Below are 20,692 nucleotides of genomic sequence, written 5' to 3'. Positions count from 1 at the left end.
GTCGGGTATGCTGATTTTGCTCTTACTTGCCGGTGTGGTGGCGTGGATCGGGCACGCGTGCATCTGGACCGCGGTCCTGAACAATGTGTACGGGCACCCGCTTCCGAAGGGGCTGCGCAAGGGGTGGCGGTTGCTCAGCGGGGTCGCGATCCTCGCGTTTCCGCTGCTGATCTCGTTCGCGAGAAGTCGCCCCCTTGCGAGCTTCGGGTCGCCTGAAAACGACGCGGCGCAAGTCTGGGACGGGTCGGCAGTTCTGCACGCCGGCGCGTACCTGTACGTCGTCGTGTGCGGTTACTTCGCGCTGATGTTCGTGTACATCACGATCCAGCGGGCCTTGCGGGACCGGCCCCCGTGCGTGGTGAGCGAAGAGACGCGCACGCTCGATTTGTGGCCGGAGTACGGCGAGCAGTTGGTCGGCAACGGCAAACACCGACACGCGGTTCGCGTACCCGGCAACTGCGTGTTCAAGTTCGATCTCACGAACCTCACGCTCGCGCTACCGAATTTGCCGCCCGCGTGGGACGGCCTTACGATCTTGCTCGTCAGCGATCTGCACTTTCACGGCACGCCGAGTCGCACGTACTTCGACCGCATCTTCGATGAACTCACCGCGGGGCCTGTCCCCGACCTGGTGTGCCTCGCGGGGGACGTCGTGGACACCGACGAGCACCGCGAATGGATTCGCCCGCTGCTCGGGCGGCTGAACGCGACCGGGGCGAAGTTCGCCATCCTCGGTAACCACGACGATTACCACGAACCCGAGCGTGTGCGTGCGGAACTGGCCGCGGCCGGGTACGCGGTACTCGGCAACGGTTGGCGGGAAGTTACGATTCGCGGGGTGAAGTGCGTGACGATCGGCCACGAAGGGCCGTGGTTTAAACCGGAACCGGATCTGAAGGGCGCACCGACGGACACGTTCCGGCTATGCCTCAGTCACACGCCGGACAACTTCTATTGGGGCATCGCGCACCACATCAACCTGATGCTGTGCGGACACGTTCACGGCGGCGGAATTCGCGTTCCGCTGATCGGGTCGATCTTCGTGCCGAGCGTGTACGGTCGGCGCTTCGATTACGGCGTGTTCGAGGAGAACGGAACCGCGATGGTCGTGAACCGCGGGGTGAGCGGGAAGGAGCCGCTGCGAATCCGCTGCAACCCGCAGGCGGTTCGCATTACACTGGTTCCCGCAGGTGCCTTGTAACGGGCAGCGGGAGGCTTTGTAACGAGCCGCGACCGCAAGAGAGCGGGAGGCGCAATGAATGCAATGGGGCGCGGTCAACGAACAGGAGGCCGCAGCCCGCTCCCTTGCGGTCGCGGCTCGTTTGGCCCGCCGGCCGGTTCGAGCCCGCGCCCCGAATAAAGGCGCGAGCGGGAATGTCGCGATTGTTGTCCACCGAGCGGAACACACATCATGCGAATTGTCGTTGCGCTTCTGCTCCTGTCGGTTGCGTCGGTGCCTGCCGCGGACCCGCCTCTCCCGGGCGGTCCGCCGATTCCACCCGAGGCGCAGACAGGGCCGCCAACAGAGGCCGCGATCGACGCGCTCATTGCGGATTCGATCGGTCGGAACGCCAAAGCAGCCGCGGAAGCGACGCAGAAACTCATCGACCTCGGGCCGGCAGCCGTTCCCGCGCTCACACAAGGGCTGTGGGCGGATTCCGCCACGCGGCGCGCGTGCATTGCATTTCTCGGCGCGATCGGGGCCGATGCACGATCGGCCGCGCCGTCGCTCGTGCGGTTGCTTACTGATGAGAGCCCGGAAACGCGCGCGGGCGCGGCCCGCGCGCTCGGTTCGCTCGGCGCGCACTCCGCGATTCCCGCTCTGACCAAGGCGCTCGAAGACAAGTCGGCCCCGGTGCAACTCGGCGCCGTCGGGTCACTCATTTCGCTCGGCGCGAGTGCAGAAACTGTGCTGCCGGTCATCACGACAGCGCTGAGAGCGGAACAAGCTGAGGAAACATACACCGCGGCCAAACTACTCGGCGATTTGGGGCCGGAAGCCGCCCCCGCGGTGCCGATGGTGAACAACGATCTGCCCGGCGCGGACCCGATTCTGATGACGCTGCTCGCCGATGCGCTCGGCCGCGTCGGGCCGGCCGCGAAGGACATACTGCCCGCACTCAAGACGAAGCTGGTCGAAAACAAGAATTCCGCGCTCTTCCGCGTACCGGCCGCCCTCGCGATGTGGCGCATCGCCCGCGACCCGGACGCCGCCAAAACGCTCCGCCCCGCGCTGGGCAAGACACAGGGGCGCGGGCTGGCACACGTCCCGCTCTGGCGCATCGATCAATCGAAGGAAACGCTGGACGAACTCACCAAGCAATTGAAGTCGAACGAGCCGTCCGACGTGATCGCCGCGTCCGAGGCGCTCGGTTCCCGATCAAAGGACGCGGTTCCCGGACTCGTCAAGTGCCTTCAGCCGGACCTCGAGCCCGCGAAACTCTTCACCGTGTTGAACACCTTGGGCGACCTCGGAGCGGACGGGAAAGACGCGCTCGAAACGCTTCAAAAGATCGCGGGAAGCAAGGCGCCCGGCGCCAGCGTTCAGGCCGCGGCCGCCGCGTATCGCATCGCCCCCACCCCCCAAGCCGCGCGCGTGCTCACGGATTACCTCGAAGAGAAGGAACTCCGTGCTGAAGCGGCCGAAGCACTCAAACAACTCCGGCCCGCGAACCCGGCAGTAGTCATCGAACTCTTGGCCGCGCTCGATTGCCCCGACGAACAAGTGCAACTCTCCGCGGCGGTCGCGCTGTGGCGCATCGAAAAACACGCGCAGGCTCTGCCCTCGATCACCAAGCGCCTCCGCTCGGCGGACCCGAAGATGCGCGTGCTCGCCGCGGTGGACATCGGCGGCGAGTTCGGTCCGGACGCGAAGGCGGCTGTGCCCGAACTCGTGAAGCGACTGTTCGATCCGTTCGCGTCCGTGCGAGCGGCGAGCGCGGAAGCCCTGGGCCGCATCGGGCCGAACGCAAGCGGCGCGGCCAAGCCCCTCGTTGCGCTCCTCGATGGGGACGAACCCGCGTTCGTGCAGTCCGCGGCGTGCGAGGCGCTCGGCCTCATTCTGCCGCCCGAAAAGGACGACGCGGTGGCCGTGCTCAAGAAGAAACTCGAACACCCGGACGCGCTCGTGCGGGTCCACGCGGCACTCGCGCTGTTCTTGCTAAACCGCGATAAAGCGGCCGAGCCGGAGGTCATAAACGGAATGAGCTACCGCACTCACTACGTCCGAATTACTGCAGCCGAAACCGCGTGGCGGATGAACAAGAACGCGCGGGCCGTTCCGCTCCTGATTCGGGCACTGGAGGAATCGAATTTGGAAGGAACGGGGGGCGAGAACGAGCGCTACATGGCGGCTCGCGCGCTGGGGCGCATCGGCGCTGATGCCCGGGGTGCTGTTCCCGAACTGCTGAAGCTCATCAACCACCGCGATTACGCCCTCGCGACCGCGGCGCGCACGGCGGTGAAAGTGATCGATCCCGAAGCCGCGAAGAAGGCCGGCGTGAAGTGATACCCGTACTGTCGGTTCCGTTCCCGGGACGGGTGCGGTCCCGGGGTGTATCATTCCCGCATGAGCACAGAAGCCACACGTCTGCGTGAGTACCTGTCCGTCGCGATCGAGGCCGCGCGCCGCGGGGCCGCCGAACTGGAGCGCTGGCGCAGCAAGTTCTCCGTTCGTGAGAAGAGCCGCGCCGATCTCGTCACCGACGCGGACACGGCGTCGCAGAAGATCGTGAAGGACATTCTGCTCGATGCCTTCCCCGATCACGTCTTCATCGGCGAAGAAGAGTCCGTCGGGAAGTCGCCCGAAGACGTGCGCCCGCCGAGTGATGCGCCGCCGGCCTGGGTCGTGGACCCGCTCGACGGCACTGCCAACTACGTTCACGACGTGCCGGCGTACTGCGTGTCCATCGGGTTGTGGCACGCGGGGAAGGCCATTGTCGGCGTGATCCTTGACCCGCGCCAGAACGAACTCTTCAGCGCCGCGGACGGGCTGGGCGCGTTCCTGAACGACAAGCCGATCCGCGTGAGCACCGTGCCGGGCGTGACCGACGGCATGATTAGTACGGGGTTCCCCGCGAACTACCAAAAGCAACTCCGCAATCTCGAGGCCTGGACGAAGCTCACCGAGCACGCGCAATCACTGCGGCGCAACGGGTCTACGGCACTCAGCATGGCTTACGTCGCGTCGGGCCGGTTCGACGGGTATTGGGCCTATGACAACTACCCGTGGGACGTGATGGCCGGCGCCGCCCTCATCGCGGAAGCGGGTGGCGTGCTCAGCACCACCGATGGTAAGCCGTTCGACCCGTACCGGCCCGATCTCGTCGCGGGCAACCCCGGCGTACACCCCGAACTGCTCCGCATCCTGTTAAGCTGAAACTGCGGAGTCTACCCCAACTCCCTCCCTAAGAAGGGAAGGGAACTCAAGCAGGTGCAGGTTTTGCCGCCCCTTCCCTTCAGGGAGGGGGTTGGGGGTAGGTTGCCTTTCGTACCCTTTACGGTTCACGCATGCTGCTCCTTTCCTGTACGAATGTGTCTCGCGGGTACGACGCAACTCCGCTCTTTGAAGACGTGGAGTTCGAGATCCACGCGGGCGAGCGGGTCGGGTTCGTCGGCCCGAACGGGGCGGGCAAAACCACCCTGTTGCGCATCCTCGCGGGGCTGGACGAACCCGATTCTGGGAAGGTCCAACTGCACGCGGGCGCGCGCCTCGGGTTGCTCCAACAGGTCGCAGAGTTCCCCGTCGGGCGCACGCTGTTCGAGGAAGCAAAAAGCGCGTTCGATGAGTTGCTCGCGACGCAGCGCGAGTTCGAGCGCGTCGCGGAGGAACTCGCGACGTCGACCGACGAAATCCAGCACAAACAACTGAGCGCGACATTCGACCGCCTCACCGAACTGCTCCGCCACCACGACGCATTTGAACTCGACCACAAGGTCGAGGGGGTGCTCGCGGGTCTGGGCTTCAAGGCCGCCGACTTCGCGCGCGACGCGAACACGTTTTCCGGCGGCCAGCAGCGCCGGCTACTGCTCGCGAAGGTGCTTCTTTCTGCGCCCGACGTGATGCTCCTCGACGAACCGAGCAACCACCTCGACATCGGCACCACGCGCTGGCTCGAAAACTACCTCGCGCAACAGCCCGAAGGTATGCTCGTCGTCAGCCACGACCGGTACTTTCTCGACAAGGTGACGAACAAGACGTTCGAGCTGCACCAGCGGAAAATCACGAGCTACCCGGGGAGCTTCAAACAGTACGTGCGGCTCCGCGACGAGAAGTACGAGCGCGAACTGAAGGAGTTCGAGTCGCAAAAGGAGTACATCGAGAAGCAGGAAGAGTACATCCGCCGGGCGCACTACGGGCAGCTCGCGAAACAGGCGCAGTCGCGCGTGAAGGCTCTCGACAAGATCGACCGACTCGAAAAGCCGACGAAGGTGAGCGGGCCGAACATCGCGTTCAGTGAAGTGGCCCGGTCCGGCGACGTCGTGTTCCACACCGAGGATCTGACGAAGCGCTACGGCGAGAAAAAGCTGTTCGAGAATTTGAGCTTCGACTTACCGCGCGGCAAGCGCCTCGGGATCATGGGCGCCAACGGCTGTGGTAAGACGACGTTACTCAAGATCCTTCTCGGCGAAGAGGAACCTACGAGCGGCCTCGTCCAGCGCGGGCACCTCGTGTTTCCGGGCTACCTCGATCAGCACCTCGCGATCCTCGACCCCGAAAAGAGTGTGATCCGGGCCGTGTGGCCCGACGACGATCCGCAGCAGACCGAGCAGAAGATGCGCGACCTGCTCGGCAGCTTCGGGCTACACGGCGAGATCGTCGAGCACCCCATCAAGTCGCTCTCCGGGGGCGAGCGCTCACGGGCCGCGCTCGCGAAGCTCACGGTGAACGGCGCGAACCTGCTCATCCTCGACGAACCAACGAACCACCTCGACATCTGGGCCTGTGACTCACTCGAGCAAGCGCTGAAAGAGTACGAGGGCACGTGCATCGTCGTGAGCCACGACCGCTACTTCTTGAACCGCGTCGCGGACCTGATGATCGTCTTCGCCGACGACACCACGGAAGTCGTTTACGGCAACTACGACACTTACGAACTGCTGCGTCAAGCGCGCGAACAAGCAGACAAAGCGAGCGAAAAGGCGAACCCCGGGCGCAAGTCCGGTGGGTCCGAGCCAAGCAGCGCGCCGCGAGCTTCGACGGGTGACGCGAAACCCGCGAAACCCAAGCGCAAGTTCCCGTATCGGAAGGTGCCGGACCTCGAGGCGGACATCGCGAAGACCGAAAAGAAGATCGCGGACCTCGAAGCGGCCCTCCAAACGCCCGACGTGTACAAGGACGCGACCCGGCTCCGTGACACAATGGCCGACCTGGAGAAGTCGAAGAACGCCCTCGCGCTCCTGTACCAACACTGGGAAGAGGCCGTGGAACTGAACGGTTGATGCTCCGGGCGCGGGGCCGGCGCAAAATGGGAAGCCTGCGTCGGCGATTCCGTCTACTGGATGTTAGACGTTCGCCGGGTTCCACTTGAAACCGTTTCCGGATCTCGCGTTTAATGCGGCGCGCCCGTCAAGGAGGACGTGCCGATATGTCCGCTAATCTCTTCGACCACCGCGCGGGCCTGTTCCCCGTTGCGCCGCCCCGCACGACCGATCCGGCGTTCGCCGCGCGCCCGCGCCTGCTCGCTCTGCGAGAGGCACTGGTTCGGGCCGCGAAGCACGCGCGATCGATCCGGTGGAACGAGCCGGTCGCGTTCTTCTTCGACCCGAAGCGCCAGGCCGAACTCGAATCCGTTCGCCCGGCAGCGCCCGATCGCTTCGCCGCACTGACCGACCTCATCACCACGGAAATGCCGGCACTCGTGGCGGGAGTCGAGGTTCGACGGGCCGCGCGCGCGATCGACGGTTTCAAGTCCGCAGCGCTCGCGATGGCGCCCCACTGCGCGGCCGCGAACGATCTCGCGGACCTGCTCGCGGTGCCGGACGACGAAGTGTTCCTCGTGCTCGCGCCCAACGATCGCGCCGGCGTGCGGTTGCACGTTCGCGGCGCGGCCGGGATCGCACAACTGCATCGCTTGCTCGCGGAAACGGGGCCGAAGGCAACCTACCCCCCGGCCCCCTCCCTAAAGGGAAGGGGAGAAAAGCCGGGCCTCCAAATGTTCAAGTCCGCGGCGCTGTTACCCGACGGCACGCTCCCGATCGGGTTGGCAGGGTGCGAACATTGGCTCTGGCCGACGCAACCACTCGCCGCGGTGCCGCGAGTTGCGGGTGAGCGCGTCGTGATCGTCGGGCCGGCGGTCATACGCTCCGCGCTCGATGTGGAACTGCGGTTCCCCGAAATGGCGGTCGAATCGGAAGTCGTTCAGACGCTCAACCCGTTCCAGGTAATGGAAGCCTTATCGCGGTTGATCGGCCAACGGGTGCCGGTCACGGTCCCGGAGAACGCGCCGGCGGTTGCGCGGGCCGCGTAATGGTGTAAGATGTTTGAATGACGGTTCACGATATGCTCGCCGAAGGTCAGCTGGCGGACGCGGTCGCGCACCAGGAGGCCGCGGTCGCCGCGGCGCCGACCGACCCCGCCGCTCGCCGACTACTCATTGACGTACTCGCGTTCGCGGGGCGGTTCGACGCCGCACTCGAACACCTCACACACATTCAAAGCGACGAACCGGAATGGCCGGAAGTCGAACGCTCGTTCCACCGACTGTTTCGGAGCGAACGGCTGCGCACGCACGACGGGCGCGAGCCGACCATCGTCCCCGAACCGCCCCCGAGTCACGCGGCGCGCCGGTGGAAGGCGGTGAAGTTGCTGCGGCGCGCCGAACCGGAGAACGCGGTCCGGGCCGTCGACGCCGCCGACTCCGTTAGCCCCACCGTTCGCGGGTTCATCAACGGGCGCGAGTTCGACGGGCTGCGCGACGCCGACGACCGGTTCGCGTCCGTACTGGAAGCGTTCCGCGGCGGGGAGTACGTGTGGGTGCCGTGGGAGGCGCTCCGAAAGGTGCTGCTCGCGCCGGCCGCGGCGCTGCTCGATCAGCTCTACCGCCCCGCCTCGCTCACGTTCCGCGACGGCACGACGATCCAGGTCCATGTGCCGCTCGTGTACCCCGCCTCGTACCGCGCGGACGGCGCGTTCGCGCTCGGCACCGAGACGGACCACGTGTGCCCCGACAACGGCCCGACGCGGTGCGTCGGCGGTAAGCTCCTGCTCGTGGGGGACGACGACGAAGTGATGCTGTCCGAGTGCCGGCTGATCGAAGTGAGATAATCATGAGCATTGTTAGTGCGACCGATCTTCGTTCTTTACTTCGGCCGAAAGCACGGCTACAGTCACGTTCTCTCACGTCGCCCGCACCCACCATCCGGTTCCCGCCATGTCTCCACGTCGCGGATTTACACTGATCGAACTGTTAGTCGTGATCGCGATCATCGCGATCCTCATCGGGCTCCTGTTGCCCGCGGTTCAGAAAGTGCGAGAAGCCGCCGCCCGCATGAAGTGCTCCAACAACCTCAAGCAGATCGGGCTGGGCCTTCACAATCACCACGATGCACTCAGCACCCTGCCGGCCGGTCAACCCTACGGGTACTACACAGGCAACTGGTACTCCTACATCGGGAGCAAGGACCACGACCGGAGCTGCTGGGTCGGCCCGCTCCTCCCGTACATCGAACAAACGGCGATGAGCACGCAGTACCAGACCTTCCTGACTACCCTCGCCGACTACACCTGCTTCGCCCCCTTCGCGGCGCTCCCGATCAGCACGCTAAACTGCCCGTCGGACCCCGGCTCACCGAAGGTCTCGGCGCTCGGTCAGGGGGCACACACGAGCTACGTCGTCTGCCACGGGAGCGGAACCGCGACCCCGGGAGGCGCCAACGGACTGACCCTGGACGGCATGCTCTACGGTCAATCGAAGGTGCGGCTGACTGATGTGAGCGACGGCACCTCGAACACGGTCCTCGCCAGCGAGCTCCTCCAGAGCCAGGACACCAGTCAGCACGACATCCGCGGGCGCATCTGGAACTCGATCCACGCCGGCACCTCGTTCTCGACCATTTACCCCCCGAACTCGACCGTCGGCGACAACGTGATGGGGTACTGCGTTCCGGTCAACGGGGCGCCGTGCGGGAGCCAGTCCGTGAACGATGCGTTCGCGCTGGCCCGCAGCAAGCACACCGGCGGGGTGAACGCGGTGATGGCCGATGGGAGCGTCCGGTTCGTGTCGAACTCGATTACCCCTTCGGCGTGGTTGTGGATGGGCAGTCGGGCCGGAGGAGAGGTGATACCTTCCAATTAGTCCGCGCATCATCCTCGGGGTGTACCGATCCCGGCGCACCCGATTTCCAACCACTCACGAAAAGGTGTTAATCATGCGACGCCTAGCGAGCGCCTTCCTTCTCGCGCTACCGCTGCTGGTGGGGTGTGACGGGGAAAAGTCGGCCGAAGTTAGCGGGACCGTTACGATCGACGGGAAACCGCTGCCCGAAGGGGAGATCATCTTCGAATCACCGGACGGCAGCAAGACACCGGCGGCGGGACCGATCAAGAACGGAGCGTACACCGTGTCGGTGGCCCCCGGTTCCAAGAAGGTGAAAATCACCGCGTCCCGGCCCACCAAGAAGCCCGACCCCGTCATGGGAGCCGCGGCCCGAGAAGCGGCCATCGGCCCGGAATTCAATCAGCAGACCAAGCTCACGGCCGAGGTGAAAGCGGGCTCGAACGCCGAAGTCAATTTCCAGGTCAAGGCGCTGCCGTGATGTGGTAAACAGAGCGGGCCGCGGATGTCGCACACGAGAGAGAGCACAGGGCTCCCGCCCTGTGCTACGAAAGACGGCCCCTCCAGGGCGAAGACCAGAACCCTCTTCCGCCGCGGAGCGGCCGGCGTTTGTAGCACAGGGCGGGAGCCCTGTGCTTGTGCAGCATTCGTAGGCCACCACCTGATAAACAGAGCGGGCCGCGGATTCATCCGCGGCCCGCTCTGAAATCGATGCTACCCGACCCGCTTACCAGCGGCGGCCGTAGTAGCTGTAGTTGAAGCCGCCGGACGGGTACACGAACGGGCTGGGTTGGTAGAACCCGCGATTGTAACCGTACCCGCTGTAGAAGTTGTAGCCGGTGGAGCGGCCGTAGGTGTTGCCGAACACGTCACCGTAGTACGAGCGCTGCTTGACGCTCCCGAACGGCGAGATGTACGTGTTGTTCGTCTGGTACGCGCCCCAGTTGGAATACCCGTTGTTAATCACCACGCCACCGTTCGGGGTGATGGTCGTGTACCGCTGAACGTACTGTGCGTTGGCGGTAGACGCGGTTCCGAAACCGAGGGCGGCTGCTAGAACGGCCGCGACAGCAAAGCGTTTCATGATGTGCCTCCTATGTTGAAGTCCACGTGTTCGTGGTACGTTAGATCATACCGGGTAATAAAAAATCTCTTTCACTGCGAATTGTAACGAGCCATAAAGTCAGCTTCGCGGCTCGTTAACGTTGCGTGCTACCAGCGCCAACCCCGGCCGCGCCACGCCCCGGAAGGTGCGGCGTAAACACCGCCACTGGAGAAGCCGCTGTACGTCGGATAACTGTACGCCGGATAGCTGTACGTCGGGTTGTAGTAAGACGACGAGTACCCGCCCGGAACGACCATGCTCGTGCCCCCGAGCGGCGTATAACTGCCGACTCCCACGACCCCGTTGTACGTCGGGGGCGTGTAGATCGGTGCCGTGTACGTCGGCGCGTAATACGTCGGGGCCACGTAGCTGTACGAGCGCCCGTTCCGGTATCGGTACTGTGCGTCGGCGGAATTCGCGGTGCAGAACAGCCCCGCGGTGACCGCGGCCGCAAGCACCAGTGCTTTAACCCTCATTGCAAATCCTCTGGTGGCGCCTCCCGTTTGGCACCGGGAAGCGAATCAAGGCCCGGCGATCCGCGTCGGGCCGATTCGACACCAGCTAAACTTGCACGGTTCGTACCAACCGGGCCGGCTACACGTTTAATTCGCCGGTTCCGGCCCGAGATTGCTTGTGAGCGAACGAATTGCGACTTGGAGCCGGTCGCGAACTTCGGACGGGATGTGCTTGGCCGCATCGGGGTCCGCGATGACCGCGCACGCCCCTTCAACAATCTGGGCGATTCCGTGCCACACGGAGTCGAGTGCGGGAAGCACGGAGCGAGAGGGGCGTTCGAGGGGCTGAAGCGCGGCACCTTCACCGCGCGTCTTGGTACCCGTTTCCCGCCTCTTCACCCCGGTTCCCGGCCCCCGGTCCCCCGCCTCTTCGCCGACCAGTTCGCGCATCGAGTCGAGGAACCCGCCGGTGTTGATCGCCTCGAACGGGATCTCGTCGGCATCGCCCGCGAACAGACCCGTAAATAACCCCTGTTTGGCTTCGACCGTGCGCAGCACCTTCTCTTCAATTGTGCCGCGCGTGACAAAATTGATCACCCGAACCGGGCGGTTCTGACCCATCCGATGCACGCGCGCGATGCGCTGCTCCAGCACGGCCGGGTTCCACGGTAGTTCGAGATTCACCACGGTATCGGCGGTCTGAAGGTTCAATCCCGTCCCACCCGCGTCGGTGCTGAGGAACACTTTGCACGCGGGGTCCGTTTGGAACCGCTCCAGCACCGCCTTGCGCTCCTTACCGGGCAGCCCGCCGTGCAGCAGAACGTACCCGACGCCGAGCTTGTCCAGCACCTTCGCCGCTTCCATCGCCATCGTTTCCCACTGCGAGAAAACGACCAGCTTGTGATCGGTTGATGCCCCAACGGGAGGTGTCGCACCGTCGGGGTTAAGCCCTGCGGTTTCTAGGGCAACTGTTGGGGAGGGGTCGCTAAGTAGTTCCGGCACCAGTTCCGCGAACTCGTCGAGTTTGGGCGAAATGCGCGTCTGTCGGTCAAAGAGAAACAAGCTATCGCAGATGGTGCGAAGGTTCACCAGGCACGCGAGGATGCGCTTGCGGTCGAGGTCGGTGAGGTAGTTCTTTTGCAAGAGTCGCGCGAGCGTGGTGCGCTGTTCTTCGTAATGCGTGCGCTGTTCGGGCGCCAGTTCGACGAACACCGTATTGTCGGTGCGGGCCGGTAGTTGCGTGAGCACCTCGCCGCGCGTGCGGCGCAGGAAGATCGGGGCGAGCTTCTCGCGAATTTTGTCGAGGTTGCGGTACCCCTTCAAGTTACCGTTCTCGTCGAGGACGCGGTGCTCGTAGAGGAACTCGAACGCCGGACCGAAGCGCCGTTCGTCCACAAATTGCACGATGCTGTAAAGCTCTTCGAGCTTGTTTTCGAGCGGCGTGCCAGTCAGCACCATCGCGTACCGGCTCTTGAGCTTCTTGACCTCTTTACTGGTCTTCGCTTCCCAATTCTTGATGCGCTGGGCCTCATCAAGCACGATCACATCGGGCTTCCAGGCGTTAATCGCCTCGCGGTCGCGCACGACCTGCTCGTAGTTCACCAAGCGGAAGAAGGTCGGCTCCGCGTACTGGTCGAGCCGCGCTTCCGGGTTGCCATCGATGACCTGCACCGGCCGCGTGGTGAACTTTCGGATCTCCGATTCCCACTGGTACTTCACCGACGCGGGCGCGACCACGAGCGCGCGCTGGATGCCGCGTTCGCGTGCGAGTAGTTCGACGGCCGCGAGCGTTTGGGCCGTTTTCCCCAGCCCCATGTCGTCGCCGAGGATGCTGCGCCCGCGGCACGCGAGGAACAGCACCCCGCGCATCTGGTAGTCGTAGAGCGGGACGGAAAGCAAATTCAGGTCGAGGGTTCCGGCTTCGAGCTGTTTCAGCCACATCTGTTCGCGGGCGAGCATCTCTGCGCGCTCGATTTCGCGATCCACGAACTCCAGCGCGTCGGACATCACGGTGACCTCTTCGGGCACCGCCTCCACGTCGCGAATCAGATCGGTGTACTTCCCGCGCCCCGACCACAACCCTTTTTCGTCGAAGTACGTGTGCGCGAGTTTCGCGAGTTTGTCGGAGTGCCGAGGGGGGAGGTGCGCCCCCAGTTGCAGTTGCTCGCCGTAGTGGAGGAAGATTTCGGGCTTGGTGACCGCGGCCTTCTTCTTTTGCAGGTGCGGCGGCAGTTCGTCCTTGAGGTGGTCGAGAATCGCCTCAATGTGCTTGCAGGTGCCGAGCGTGTTCGCTTTGAAGTCCGGGCACGTGCAGGCGTTATCCCCGACCTCGAACCCCTTCACGGACACCGTGTACTGCCCGCCGGACTCCGGGTTGGTGATTCGGTAGTCGGAGAACACGCGGTTCTTGCCCAGGTTCTCGATCTGAAACTTGACCGCTTTCGCGCGCTGCCGGCGGATGTCGATCTGCACTTCGCGGAGCATGAGTCCCCTTTACGAAACCCGGCGCCACATCGGTGTTCGCCCTCACCGCGATTGTACCGCGATGTGGGTGTCCGCCCCAAGGTGATCCGGTCCCAACCGAACGGAACGGTCCGCGGGTGAACCGAAACGTCCGCGGCGTTTCTCCGTGCATCCGCTCGCCCGGGTTGCTACACTTCGATACTCCCACCCGAAGGCGCCGACGTGCGCGCCTCACACACCGCGACCGCGGTCCGCGCCGACTCACCTGGAGCCCCATGCCCCAGCGCTACTTCATCGTTGGTATCACCGCTTTTGCCGCGCTCCTGCTGTACATCGACCGCGTCTGCATCTCGATCCTCGCGGACCCTATTCAAACCGATCTCGCACTGAGCGAGCGCCAAAAAGAGTCCGCGCTCAGTGCGTTCTTCTTCACGTATGCCCTGTTCCAGATCCCCGTCGGCGCGCTCGCGGACCGGTACGGCCCGCGCCTCGTTCTCAGCGCGTCCATTGCCCTGTGGTCGGTGGTTACGGCGCTAACCGGGCTGGCGTGGTCGTTCGGCGCGCTGCTGGGCGTGCGGTTGCTCCTGGGGCTGTCCGAAGCGGGAGCGTACCCGGCCGCGGCCTGCCTCATCAAGCGGTGGGCGCGCCCGCACGAGCGCGGGCGCTTCAACTCGGTCGTGTCGCTCGGTGGGCGGATCGGTGGGGCGTTTGCTCCGACTCTGACCACGACGCTCGGAACGATCCTCGCGGGCGTAGCCGTCGCGGGGATCGCCGCGGGCGAATCCGGGATGAACTGGCGCGGCGTGTTCGTCCTTTACGGCGCGTGCGGGTTGGTCGTTGCAATCTTGTTCTGGCTCATCGTTCGCGATTACCCACGGGAACCGCACCCGGAACCCGCTCGCGCGGTACCCGAAGAAGGCCCGGGAGCCGACTGGCACGCGCTCCCGCCCGCGAACCAGGCGGACGAGCCCGGGGCTAATGAGCACGCGGTCTCCCTCACGAACCCGGCGTCCGCCCCACCCGCGTTCGGCCGCCAACTCGCCGCTCTCACCAGCAGCCGGGGCATGTGGCTCTTCGGTACGCTGCAGTTCTGCAACAACATTTCGTGGGCGTTCCTCGTCACGCTGCTCCCGACCTACTTGAAGGACGCGAACGTAGACATCGCGCTGCGCGGCAACATCCAGACCGGCGTGCTCCTGGCCGGGTGCGTGGGCATGATCGTCGGCGGGCTCGTAACGGACGCGACCCGCCAACGGCTCGGCGCCCGGTGGGGGCGGAGCGTGCCCATCGGCACGATGATGGCGCTGTGTGCGGCCATGTGTGCCGTACTGAGTTCGGCGCCGGGGTTGTGGTTCGCGGTCGCGGCGCTGGCGCTGATGGCATTCTGCCAGGACTTGGGCATCCCGTCCGTATGGGCCTACGCGCAGGACGTGGGCGGAACGAGTGTCGGGGCCGCGCTCGGTTTCGGGAACATGCTGGGCAACTTCGGTGCGGCGCTCTCGCCGCTCCTCTTGGGCGAAACGAAACGGAGCGGCGGGTGGGAGGCCGCGTTCGGGCTGTGCGCGACGTGTTACGTCATTGCTGCGATTTGTGGGCTGATGCTCGACGCGACCAAGACGGTCGAAGGGCCTACTTCGCCATCAGCCTGACGACCGCGCCGATGCCCATCATGGAGAGCAGTACCGCGCCGACGAGGAGCGCGGCGCTCGTCCAGAGCGGCCCCGGTCCGCGCCGACCGGACGGCGGGCGCAGCACCTTGGGCGGCGCGGGCGTGGCGCCCAGATCAACCGCGGTCACTTCACACACCGCGTCATCGGTGATCTGCTCCCACGGCGACGGCACCACCGGCAGCCCGAAGCCCGAATGGGACATCGGGTACGCGCCCGACCCGTCCGGCTGCACGTAGTGCCCGGTGAGGTAGCCGCTGTCGTAGGGGTACGGCGCGGCGACCGGCATATCGAAACTGACGTACCCGACCGGGCACGCGGTGGGAACGTGGGCCGCGTCCAGGTGCGCGAGCAGGTCCGCCGCGGACGCGAACCGCTCGCCGGGCAGTTTCATCAGCAACCGGTGAACGATCGCGCCCACATCGGGCGGCACGTCCGGCCGCAGGCGCTCGATGCGCGAAGCATCTTCCAACAGTTGGCGCCGCACGGTCTCCTCGGGCGTGCCGCTCGTGAACGGCGCGTGCCCCGTCAGGAGGAAATAGAAGACGCACCCGAGCGAGTACAGGTCGGCGCGGGCGTCGGCGGCGGAGGGTTTGCGCAGTTGCTCGGGCGCGGTGAAGTCGGGTAGCCCGGCCTCGAACCGCGGGACACCGAAGTTCGCGATCTTGACCGTGGGCCGGGCCATCGGCGCGGCCCGCGTTACGAGAATGCCACTCGGTTCCAGGGCGCCGTGAACCATTGCGTGGTCGTGTGCGTGATTCAAACCGTGCGCAATTTGCCGCACGATTTCGCACGCCTCACCGACCGGGAGCGGGCCGTGCTGCCGCACGAGGGCGTCCAACCCCGGGCCGTCCACGAGTTCCAGCACGAGGTAGAACCGGTCGTGCAGTTCGTTCGCGTCGAAGGCTGTAACGATGTTCGGGTGCGAGAGCTTGCCGGCCGCGTGGACCGCGTCCTGGAACGCCTGCCGCTCTTCGGTGGTCCGCGTCAGATCGGCGGCGAACACCTTGATCGCGACCGACCGGTGCATCGTCTGGTGCTTCGCCTTGTACACGCAACTCTTTGACCCGCGACCGACCTGATCGAGAACGACGTACTGGCCGATTCGGAACCCGTCGGTGCGCCCGGCGAGCAGGCGATCGACCTGGAATTGCGTGAGTAACCCGGCGGCGACCAGAACACGGGCCGCGGCGCGCGCGGGACCGGCCGCGGTGCGGTCCGCGGCCTTTTGGAGCTGGTTGGGGGAGAGCAATCCGGCCGCGCTCGCCGCTTCCAGCAGCGCGTCGCGATCGGTAAGTGTGTGAGTGGTCTGCATGGGCGACGCACCGCGTCGGCAACTCCGGCGGCGGATTCCTGTCGTGTTGTCCGGCAGCTCCGTGCCCGCCGGCTCGTATTCGGGGCTTCGGACCACGGGGCACCACTTCACTGTAGGAGACGTTTCCGGCCCGCGCCGACCGTTCCGCACGAATTCGTGTAACTGTGCGAATCTTCACCGAGCCGTCTACTGATAAGACGATCGAGCGCCCGGTTTCGAGGTAACGGCCTGGTAACTGCGCACTTCGTGCGGGGCGCGAAATTCCTTCTCTGCCCGCCCACAAAGGGCTATGGGACCAAACCTCTTTGATTCCGGCCCGTTCACCGTCAGGAAGCGAAGTCACAGCGCCGGCCGGTTGTGCCGGCCGTGAGCGGTCCGTATAGTGCGCTGAATTACCTCGAGTCCGTCGGTTTGGAGAGGAAGCAACATGGAGCGACCGGACAAGACGGAGCACGCGGCGTTCTACTCGAAGTACATCGATCTCGTGCCGGAGACCGACGTGCTCGCGGCGATGGCCGTGCAACTGGACGACGCGCTCGCGCTCTGGCGGAGCGTGCCCGAAGCGCAAGGGGACGTCTGCCACCCGCCCTACACGTGGACCGTGAAACAAGTCATCGGGCACCTCACCGACGGGGAGCGCATATTCGGGTACCGGGCGCTGCGGTTCGCGCGCGGCGACGCGACCCCACTGCCCGGGTTCGAGGAAAACGACTACGCGAAGTCGGGCGGGTACGAGCGCCTCGCGCTCGCGGACGTCGTGAGCGAGTTCGAGGCCGTGCGCCGGTCGAGTTTGTGGCTGTTCCGCAACCTGCCCGAAGCGGCCTGGGCACGGGCGGGCGACGCGAACGGGAACCGCATCAGCGTGCGGGCGCTCGCGTACATCCTTGTGGGCCACGTCCGGCACCACGGCGGCATCCTCCGCAAGCGGCTCGCCGGGGCCTGAAAGAATCCCGGGGACGTGCCCGAACAACATAGAAGGGCGCGGGAGGTACAATTTGGCGATCCGAGTTCTCGCGCTCGATCTCGAACGGACGTTGATCTCCGATGCGAACAACGCGAACCCGCGGCCCGGTTTGTCGGAGTTTCTGGCGTTCTGCCTCGCTCGGTTCGAGCGCGTCGTCTTGTTCACCACCGTGGAGGAAGCGGATGCCCGAAGTGCGCTCGACCATCTCGTCGAGTGCGGCCACGTTCCCGCGGAACTCGTTGACCCGTTGGGCTATGTTCCCTGGGTCGGCGAGCACAAGGATCTCGCGTTCATTGTCGGTGCGGCGCCGGAAGAGGTTCTGTTCGTTGATGATGACGCGGGATGGATTCGACCGGACCAGCGCGACAGGTGGGTCGCGATCGAACCGTGGGACGGCGGGGCGGACCGTGAGTTGGTGCGCGTCCAGCACGTTTTGGCCGAGCGGCTCGCAATCGACAATCGCGTGTGATGCCACCCGACTCGCCACTTCACCGCACCCGGAGTACGACTCTCCCTGCTCCACAACAGAAGTAACGCAGGGACCGCGCACAACGCCTGAACGAGACGGCGGATACACTCGCGGCCAAATCTGGCCTTGCGTACACATTGACAGGTGATTACCTTTCGGGCGGTTTCACTTACCCGAAGGAGGTCCGCGCGATGCCCGTCAACCACGTACCGGCCGGCTACCACACGATTGTTCCGTACATCACGGTTCGAGGGGCGGTAAAGGCCCTCGAGTTCTACAAGCAGGCGTTCGGCGCGACCGAGATCATGCGGTTCGATGGTCCAGGCGGCAGCGTCGCGCACGCCGAAATCGAGATCAGCGGTTCGCGCGTGATGCTCGGCGACGAAATGCCCGAGTGGGGCAACCGCGGGCCAGAGTCGCTCGGCGGCACCAGCGGCGGGCTGTGCGTCTACCTACCGAACGTGGACGAAGCGGTCGCCCGCGCGGTCGCGGTCGGCGCGAAGGTCTTCAAGCCGGTGCAGGATCAGTTCTATGGCGACCGCTCCGGTACCGTCACCGACCCGTTCGGTCATGTCTGGACGCTCGCCACGCACATCGAAGACGTGTCCATCGAAGAGATGCAACGGCGCTGCGCGGAGTTCATGAAGAGCGCGGCCTGACGGCTCCCGGGCGGCGAGTGATGAGAGCCGAGGCCGGGTGCATTCGCCCCGCAACGTCCTCTTTACTCATCACTCCTTTTCGCCAACCGCCCGCCGCTCATCACGAACCACGTCAGTAAGCCCAAGCTGATTCCCACCCAGTCGATCGCCACGTCGCGCACGCTACCGGTGCGGCTGGGGACGAACGTCTGACCAATTTCGGTCGCGCCCCCGTGCAGTGCGAGTAAGCCCACGAAATACCAGCGCCAGTAGCGCGGCAGCGGCAGCGTCACGGCCAACACCGTGAGGAACGCATACGCGCCCGCGTGGAGCAACTTCGCGGCGTAGAACTTCCAGTCGCCGAGGCGCCCCACCAGCGCTTCGGGAACCGGGATCGGCTCGAGCAGTTTCCACGTCCAGAGGCCGAGAAACAGCGCGAACACGAAGAAACGAAGGCGGCTGCCGCGGGAGGAATTCCCCCCCCCTGAAGGGGTGAAACCGCCAGAAGAACCTACCCCCCCGTCCCCCCTCCCTGAAGGGAAGGGGGAGCAGGCGCGCGCTGTGCTTGAGGACACACTACCTACCCCAGAGTTTTCTTTCCCACCCTTCCCTTCAGGGAGGGGGGACGGGGGGGTAGGTTTGGCCGCCGGAGTTGGAATCTGAGGTTCTGACTTCACTTATGGGAACCGAGTTCGCGGAGTTTGGTTTTCAGGTACTTCGCGCGGGCGGAGTTCCGTTCCTCGCCGTCGAGGTTGTGCCCCGCGAGCTTCTGCAGGTGGGCCGATTGCGTGTGGATGAAGAGCTGGTTCACCGCCGTGACCGGGATGCCGTCGAGCAAGTTCAGGTGGATGCCGAGCCGGACCGCGGAGAGCAGTTCCATCGTCTCCTCGGCGGTAATCATCGTCGCGCTGCCGAGCGTCCCGATGGCCCGGGCGACGCGGTCGTGTTCCGCCTGTCGGCGCTCCTTCACGATCGCGCCGCGCGCTTGGCGCTCGTACTGCAGGATCGTGACGATCACCTCGCGGATCTCGCCCAGAATCTTCGCTTCGCTCTTTCCGAGAGTCACGTGGTTCGAGATCTGGTAGAGGTCGCCGAACGCGCGCGACCCCTCACCGTGGAGCCCGCGGACCGCGAGGTTGATCTTCTGGAGCGCGCGGAACACTTTGTCGATCTGCTTCGTCAGCCCGAGCGCGGGGAGGTGCAGCATCACACTGGCACGCATCCCGGTGCCGACGTTGGTGGGGCACGCGGTCAGGTAGCCGAACTGCGTGTGGAAGGCGTAACTGAGCCGGTGCTCCAGCGCGTCATCGAGGCGGTCGATGTCCTGCCACGCTTCGTCGAGGGCGAAGCCGCTGCGGAGCACCTGGAGGCGCAAGTGATCCTCTTCGTTCACCATCACGCTGGCGGTTTCGGTCGGATCGAACGCGACCCCGCGCGGCCCGTCGAGCCCGCCCGCGAGTTCGCGGCTGATGAGCTGCCGCTCGACGAGGAACTGGCGGTCGAGGGCGGCCATCGACGGGATGTCGATGTACTCGAGCTTCAGCGCCGCGTCGGACTTGGCGAGCGCGTCCTTCGCCCGGCCGATCACTTCGGTTTTGTGGGCGCTCGTGGCGCGCGTGGCGAACGGCAAATCGGCGAGGTTGCGCGCCAGGCGGATGCGCGTGGACACGACCACGTCCGACTCGGGGCCGGTGCCGCGGAGCCATTCGCCCAGGTTGGGGAGCAGGCTGTCGAGATTCATTGCTGGTTCCAGTTCCGAATTCCGAGGTCCGAGTTGGAAATCCCCAGCAGCGCCCGCCGTCGAACTCGGAACTGCTGGAACCCGGTACTCGGAACTATGCTTCGTGTCGGCGGATCAGGTCGCGGAGCCGGGCCGCTTCTTCGTAGTCCTCTGCGGCGACCGCCACCTGCATCTGCTTCTTCCAGTCGCGCACCCGCACGGCCCGCGGCGCCTTGCCCGCGTGCGCCATCGACCGGTGGATGCGCTCCAACAGCGGTTCCAAAGTGGAACGTAGCGATTCGTAGTCGTGCGGGCACCCGAGGCGCCCGGCGGCCTTGAACTCGGCGACCGTCATCCCGCAGATCTCGCACGCGGTCGCGACCGGCTCCGGGCGCGGCTCGGCGCCGGTGCTCCCCGGCGCGTGCGGGGTCGTGAGCAGGCTCAGGAGCGCCTTCAGGTCGATCTGCGGGCCGGGCTGTTCGGGAATGAGGTTGCGCTCGCGCGCGCACGTCTCACACAGGTGCAGCTCGCGCTTCTTTTTGTTCACGATGTCAGTCAGGTGAACAGTGGCCGGGTTGTCGCAGGTCTGACACTTCATGCCGCACCCTGTGCGGGAACAAG

The 20,692-nt window shown here is 65.3% G+C and carries 19 protein-coding genes; 12 read left to right on the top strand and 7 right to left on the bottom strand.

The genetic code is table 11. The features are described 5' to 3' along the window. Positions 1-7: 7 nt before the first annotated feature. From J8F10_RS28365 to J8F10_RS28330, 8 genes are all read left to right on the top strand, one after another. The gene (locus tag J8F10_RS28365; protein WP_210659742.1) at positions 8-1,201 is read left to right on the top strand and encodes a metallophosphoesterase; all 1,194 of its coding nucleotides are present in this window, start codon (positions 8-10) and stop codon (positions 1,199-1,201) included. A 210-nt stretch (positions 1,202-1,411) separates the two neighbouring features. After that, entirely contained in the window at positions 1,412-3,508 is a 2,097-nt protein-coding gene (locus J8F10_RS28360; RefSeq protein ID WP_210659740.1) for a HEAT repeat domain-containing protein, read from the top strand. A gap of 60 nt (positions 3,509-3,568) precedes the next feature. Continuing rightward, positions 3,569-4,378 (top strand): inositol monophosphatase family protein, encoded by an 810-nt coding sequence (locus tag J8F10_RS28355; RefSeq protein ID WP_210659738.1) that lies wholly within the window; start codon positions 3,569-3,571, stop codon positions 4,376-4,378. 131 nt (positions 4,379-4,509) lie between these two features. Next, on the top strand, positions 4,510-6,441 hold the full coding sequence (locus J8F10_RS28350; protein WP_210659736.1) for an ABC-F family ATP-binding cassette domain-containing protein: 1,932 nt from the start codon (positions 4,510-4,512) through the stop codon (positions 6,439-6,441). Between the two features lie 146 nt (positions 6,442-6,587). Beyond that, positions 6,588-7,469 (top strand): hypothetical protein, encoded by an 882-nt coding sequence (locus J8F10_RS28345; RefSeq protein WP_210659734.1) that lies wholly within the window; start codon positions 6,588-6,590, stop codon positions 7,467-7,469. A gap of 17 nt (positions 7,470-7,486) precedes the next feature. Next, positions 7,487-8,266 (top strand): type VI secretion system accessory protein TagJ, encoded by a 780-nt coding sequence (locus tag J8F10_RS28340; protein WP_210659732.1) that lies wholly within the window; start codon positions 7,487-7,489, stop codon positions 8,264-8,266. A 106-nt stretch (positions 8,267-8,372) separates the two neighbouring features. Then, entirely contained in the window at positions 8,373-9,296 is a 924-nt protein-coding gene (locus tag J8F10_RS28335; protein WP_210662201.1) for a DUF1559 domain-containing protein, read from the top strand. A gap of 73 nt (positions 9,297-9,369) precedes the next feature. Next, positions 9,370-9,756 carry a hypothetical protein gene (locus J8F10_RS28330; RefSeq protein ID WP_210659730.1) on the top strand — a complete coding sequence of 129 codons (387 nt, stop codon included), beginning with the start codon at positions 9,370-9,372 and terminating at the stop codon, positions 9,754-9,756. Positions 9,757-10,002: 246 nt separating this feature from the next. On the opposite strand, the gene J8F10_RS28325 is transcribed toward J8F10_RS28330, so the two are convergent. From J8F10_RS28325 to J8F10_RS28315, 3 genes are all read right to left on the bottom strand, one after another. Further along, the gene (locus J8F10_RS28325; RefSeq protein ID WP_210659728.1) at positions 10,003-10,359 is read right to left on the bottom strand and encodes a hypothetical protein; all 357 of its coding nucleotides are present in this window, start codon (positions 10,357-10,359) and stop codon (positions 10,003-10,005) included. A 128-nt stretch (positions 10,360-10,487) separates the two neighbouring features. Beyond that, positions 10,488-10,856 carry a hypothetical protein gene (locus J8F10_RS28320; RefSeq protein WP_210659726.1) on the bottom strand — a complete coding sequence of 123 codons (369 nt, stop codon included), beginning with the start codon at positions 10,854-10,856 and terminating at the stop codon, positions 10,488-10,490. A 126-nt stretch (positions 10,857-10,982) separates the two neighbouring features. Further along, entirely contained in the window at positions 10,983-13,319 is a 2,337-nt protein-coding gene (locus tag J8F10_RS28315; RefSeq protein WP_210659724.1) for a DEAD/DEAH box helicase, read from the bottom strand. 254 nt (positions 13,320-13,573) lie between these two features. On the opposite strand from J8F10_RS28315, the gene J8F10_RS28310 reads away from it, so the two are divergent. Next, complete coding sequence (locus tag J8F10_RS28310; RefSeq protein WP_210659722.1) at positions 13,574-14,947, top strand: MFS transporter; 1,374 nt, start codon at positions 13,574-13,576, stop codon at positions 14,945-14,947. On the opposite strand, the gene J8F10_RS28305 is transcribed toward J8F10_RS28310, so the two are convergent. Further along, the gene (locus J8F10_RS28305; RefSeq protein ID WP_210659720.1) at positions 14,928-16,280 is read right to left on the bottom strand and encodes a serine/threonine-protein kinase; all 1,353 of its coding nucleotides are present in this window, start codon (positions 16,278-16,280) and stop codon (positions 14,928-14,930) included. The genes J8F10_RS28310 and J8F10_RS28305 overlap by 20 nt on opposite strands. A gap of 427 nt (positions 16,281-16,707) precedes the next feature. On the opposite strand from J8F10_RS28305, the gene J8F10_RS28300 reads away from it, so the two are divergent. The 3 genes from J8F10_RS28300 to J8F10_RS28290 all read left to right on the top strand — a co-directional run bounded on the left by J8F10_RS28300 (position 16,708) and on the right by J8F10_RS28290 (position 18,372). Further along, positions 16,708-17,223 carry a DinB family protein gene (locus J8F10_RS28300; RefSeq protein ID WP_210659718.1) on the top strand — a complete coding sequence of 172 codons (516 nt, stop codon included), beginning with the start codon at positions 16,708-16,710 and terminating at the stop codon, positions 17,221-17,223. A 52-nt stretch (positions 17,224-17,275) separates the two neighbouring features. Further along, positions 17,276-17,713, top strand: a complete 438-nt coding sequence (locus tag J8F10_RS28295; RefSeq protein WP_210659716.1) for an NIF family HAD-type phosphatase — start codon at positions 17,276-17,278, stop codon at positions 17,711-17,713. A gap of 191 nt (positions 17,714-17,904) precedes the next feature. Beyond that, on the top strand, positions 17,905-18,372 hold the full coding sequence (locus J8F10_RS28290; RefSeq protein ID WP_210659714.1) for a VOC family protein: 468 nt from the start codon (positions 17,905-17,907) through the stop codon (positions 18,370-18,372). A 62-nt stretch (positions 18,373-18,434) separates the two neighbouring features. Here J8F10_RS28290 and J8F10_RS28285 read toward each other — a convergent pair whose 3' ends face one another. The 3 genes from J8F10_RS28285 to J8F10_RS28275 all read right to left on the bottom strand — a co-directional run bounded on the left by J8F10_RS28285 (position 18,435) and on the right by J8F10_RS28275 (position 20,669). Further along, positions 18,435-18,794, bottom strand: coding sequence for a VanZ family protein (locus tag J8F10_RS28285; protein WP_210659712.1), 360 nt, complete (start codon positions 18,792-18,794; stop codon positions 18,435-18,437). Positions 18,795-19,024: 230 nt separating this feature from the next. Further along, positions 19,025-20,092: a protein arginine kinase gene (locus J8F10_RS28280; protein WP_210659710.1), complete on the bottom strand. Its 1,068-nt coding sequence runs from the start codon at positions 20,090-20,092 to the stop codon at positions 19,025-19,027. A gap of 94 nt (positions 20,093-20,186) precedes the next feature. Then, complete coding sequence (locus tag J8F10_RS28275; protein ID WP_210659708.1) at positions 20,187-20,669, bottom strand: UvrB/UvrC motif-containing protein; 483 nt, start codon at positions 20,667-20,669, stop codon at positions 20,187-20,189. Between the last annotated feature and the right edge of the window lie 23 nt (positions 20,670-20,692).

The sequence above is a fragment of the Gemmata palustris genome, from assembly GCF_017939745.1.
Lineage (GTDB): Bacteria > Planctomycetota > Planctomycetia > Gemmatales > Gemmataceae > Gemmata > Gemmata palustris.
This window is presented reverse-complemented; position numbering and strand designations above follow the sequence as displayed.